The 3409-nt window shown below is 57.6% G+C and carries 1 protein-coding gene and 2 pseudogenes; 2 read left to right on the top strand and 1 reads right to left on the bottom strand.

Translation table 11 applies throughout. The annotated features are described in order from the left end of the window. Positions 1-221: 221 nt before the first annotated feature. On the top strand, positions 222-1436 hold the full coding sequence (locus tag AWC30_RS17640) for a DUF7373 family lipoprotein (RefSeq protein ID WP_133053715.1): 1215 nt from the start codon (positions 222-224) through the stop codon (positions 1434-1436). A 141-nt stretch (positions 1437-1577) separates the two neighbouring features. Here the strand turns inward: AWC30_RS17640 and AWC30_RS16925 are convergent. After that, positions 1578-2582, bottom strand: a pseudogene (locus AWC30_RS16925) (IS1634 family transposase); the annotation flags it as partial. Positions 2583-2719: 137 nt separating this feature from the next. Here AWC30_RS16925 and AWC30_RS16920 point away from each other — a divergent pair. After that, positions 2720-3331: pseudogene (locus AWC30_RS16920) on the top strand (IS256 family transposase); the annotation flags it as partial. Between the last annotated feature and the right edge of the window lie 78 nt (positions 3332-3409).

Below are 3409 nucleotides of genomic sequence, written 5' to 3'. Positions count from 1 at the left end.
TACCTCCTCGATGAACTCCCTGACATGACTCCATCCTTCCCAAGGAACGGAGTCTCCGGACACGCCGGGGGGATTCAGCCCGGATCCGGCCCAGCCGATTGACACTTCAGCGAAACGCCGAGAATCGGTCATCACCATTCCATCGGTGGATTCAGGCTCAGCAGAGAATCGACGACTCTTCAGCCAACACCGCTGCTGCCGACGCGCCGAACATCGACATGATGAACACCGGAAACTATATAACTACACCAATGCCCCCAGGCTTCTCTAAAACCAAGGCCGGTCCCGAACTCGAATCGTTTCGACTACCTAAGTATGTTGTCGGGCCGTGGGATATTGACGGAGCCTTAAGCGATATTTACCTCAGAGAAATTCCAACGGGTTTGAGTGATTCGAGGAATGCCGTCGCGGCCGTTAAATCAGCCAGCGGCTTCGCGTATCCAGGGCTAGAAAATATTCTCGACAAGCATAACTTTATCGTTGGGTTTAGGAGTTCCAGAATTGCGCCAAATCCTACTCCGAGAAGTAGGATTTTTCAATTAAGGAACACGGTGTTGGAATTTGCCACCGACGCCGATGCATCGGCGGCTGTAACGGACACGGCCGCTGTTGTCGAAGCCGACGCCAAAGAACTCGTTGGAGCCGATGGTAACGTGTTTTTCAACCTCGACGAGAACGATGCGCCGATTACGTCGCTGTCGATCCCAGGGCATCCCGAAACAATCGTACTAGTCAGATCTAATGGCGACAAGAGCTTTGTTTCGGCGTTCACGCCGTACGGACGGTTTGTTCTACATCAGTTCGCGGTAGTCAAAGAAATTTTGATAGAGAATGAGCTGTCAAGCCCGAACGAGTACCAAAACGTTCAAATGGCAATTATGACGGTTCTGCTGAGGCAGGAAGGGTTGATTGATGACTTCAACCCGACAGACCCAGGAAAATGGACAGAGTTGGCGGCGCATTTGCCTTTCGAACTGATCGAACGCTCATTGCGCGCCCTTTCTGAGAGTGATCTCGCCGGGGCTTCCGTGGGTATATTTAAGCCATGGGGATATCTCCATTTTGAATATGATCCGATCGCGTTCAAGGCACTGTTCTCGGGAGCGCATATAGAATGGGTTTCGCAGATCCTAACCACCGTATATCAGGCCGAAAATGAAGCCAATGCTGTAACGATGTTTGACGGGCTCTCTGATTTAATAAAGAAACGTAGATCCGTTGTAGATATCAGCCCGCCGGAGGGGCTCCCATCGGCAAACTGCTTCGAACGAACAACGGATGCCTCCCGAGACTCAGATCCGCCAAGCTTGAAGAGGATAAACTGGAGATACAAATGCGTTGGACAGATCGATAAATATGCATTTACTGCATATTCAAATGACGAAGTTGATGTCAAACAGCAAACAGCAGCTCAATATCAACTCCTCATGAGTTAATGGGCTCTTCCTGATACGCGATGCGCTTGTTGCCGACCCAGGAGTGACCGGGGTCTTGTGAGTTTCTCCTTAGGCCCTCGGTACTCGACCCCGTATCTTGTTGCCACAGTGGCTGGTAACGCCTGAGTTTGGACATTTCGCTTAGTACCCAGGATTGAAGCCGAGGTCAGTGAGGATCTTGCGCTCGGTGTCGGGAATCGCTGGGGGGAAGGTCTGTGTGGCGCCGTTGATGTGGATGGTCGCGGAGCGCAGCGGCCGCAGGTGCTTGACGATTTTGGCGATGGACAGTCCGGTCCGGGATTGGATGGCGTGGGAGACGGCCAGTGCGGCGAACACGATGGTCAGGTGGGCCTCGATGGCATCGCGCATGCGGTTGAACATGGGTCGCGCGTCGAGATCGGTCTTGGACATCCGAAATGACTTCTCGACGTGCCAGAGGTCGTGGTACTTCGCGATGACCTCGGCGGCCGGCATCAGCGTTATCGGCACGTTGGTCACGTAGCCCTTGAGTCCGACCAGGGATTGGGCGCGGGCCAGGCTGGTCTCGTCGAGCGCGCGGTTGTCGCCGCGGGTTTTGACGAATCGTGCTGTCTTGGCCTTCTTCTCGCCGGAGACGATCGCCCGGGCTCGGGCTTCTTGGGCGGCGAGGGTTTTCTCGTCGCGGCGCGCGCGTTTGGCTGAATACGACCAGATCGCCCGCCACGCACCAGTGTCGCTGTCGGGGTTCCAGACCGGTTCGGCACGCAACTTGGTGTCGTTGACTTTGGCGTTGCCGTGCCGCGGTGTCACTGTGTCGATGATCTGACCGTCGGTGAAAAGATCACCGTTCCAATGGAAGTGTGATTCCAGATCGCCGGGTGCCTTGGTGACCCGCGAGCCGACGATGAATGACAGCTGGTGCTCATCGAGCGCTGCGAGGTTGGTCTGAGACAGCATGCCCGCGTCGGCGGCCACCACCATCGGCGTGCCCTCAAGGTTGTGGCGGTCCAGGAAGCTGGTGATGATCGGCACGATGGTGGTGGTTTCGGCGGTGTTGCCTTCGAAACAGCCTATTTCCAAGGGGAATCCGGTCCGGTCCACCAGCAGGCCGACCACAATTTGAGGGTCGACTCGGCGTTCCTTCGAATACCCAACCTTGCGCAGCGAGGGCGTGTCTCATTGACTGTGTAAGGGGTGGGGTCTGAATGGTGGTGGCAGGCTGCTACTACCGGACAGGAGAGACACCGTTGTCGAAGTCTGATTCGAACTCCGCTGGAGAGAATTCGAACGCCGCTGCCGAGAAACTGTCTGAGTTGTTGTCCCCGGCAGCGGTGGATGCGCTGCTGGCCGACGCTGAGGCCACTGGCACCCCGATTGATGGCCCTGACGGGCTGCTGGCCGCGATCACCAAATCCGTGCTGGAACGGGCCCTCGATGTCGAAATCGCAGATCACCTGGGGTACGAGGCCGGCGATCCCGCCGGAGCCGGGTCGGGAAACTCCCGCAACGGTCATGGCCGCAAAACCGTGCTGACCACCGCCGGCTCGGTCGGATTGGAGGTCCCCCGGGACCGCAACGGCACCTTCGATCCGGTCATCGTGCCCAAACGCCAACGACGCCTCGGTGGGGTCGAGGACATGATCTTGTCGCTGTATGCCCGCGGCATGTCCACCCGCGACATCACCGAGCACTTGGCCGAGGTGTACGGCGCCAGCGTATCGGCGGCCACGATCTCGCGGGTCACCGACGTCGTGGTCGATGAGATCACCACCTGGCAGTCCCGGCCGGTCGACCCGGTCTATCCGATCCTGTACATCGACGCTATCCGCATCAAGATCCGCGATGGCGGTGTGGTGGCCAACAAGGCCGCCCACGTGGTGATCGGGGTCGATGTCGAGGGCGTCAAACAGGTCCTGGTGAGGTGAGCCCCCTGTAGTGGTCCAGTCGTTGTGGGACTCTGTTGCCCGAGTGTTCGGGCAGGAAGAATCGACGAC

This window comes from Mycolicibacillus trivialis, from assembly GCF_002102395.1.
Classification (GTDB): Bacteria; Actinomycetota; Actinomycetes; order Mycobacteriales; family Mycobacteriaceae; genus Mycobacterium; species Mycobacterium triviale.
This window is presented reverse-complemented; position numbering and strand designations above follow the sequence as displayed.